This is a genomic window from Mesorhizobium sp. M8A.F.Ca.ET.202.01.1.1, from assembly GCF_004791595.1.
Taxonomy (GTDB): Bacteria; Pseudomonadota; Alphaproteobacteria; order Rhizobiales; family Rhizobiaceae; genus Mesorhizobium.
The window spans coordinates 1-331 of sequence record NZ_SRUN01000167.1 but is presented as its reverse complement, the minus strand read 5'-3'; the positions used below and the strand labels follow the sequence as shown (position 1 = coordinate 331).

The window sequence follows — 331 nt, the reverse complement described above, 5'->3', positions numbered from 1 at the left end:
GCTGGCCGTTGAACAGGCCGACGTGCTGGTCGTGGCCACGCCGGTCTACCGCGGTTCGTACACCGGTCTGTTCAAGCACTTCTTCGACTTCATCGACCAGGACGCGCTGGTCGACACCCCCATCCTGCTGGCCGCCACCGGCGGCAGCGAGCGCCATGCGCTGGTGATCGACCACCAGTTGCGGCCGTTGTTCAGTTTCCTGCAGGCGCACACGCTGCCTATCGGGGTGTATGCCACGCCGGCTGACTTCGACGGCGAGCACGTCAGCAGCGCGGCCCTGCAGGCGCGTATCGCGCTGGCGACCGAGCGTGCCGCCGCGCATCTGGCCACG

At 68.3% G+C, this 331-nt stretch carries 1 protein-coding gene; it reads left to right on the top strand.

The window, feature by feature from the left end; translation table 11 throughout:
* Positions 1 to 331, top strand: a 331-nt coding sequence (locus EN845_RS34340; RefSeq protein WP_189587443.1) for an NAD(P)H-dependent oxidoreductase, incomplete at both ends; no start/stop codon positions are given.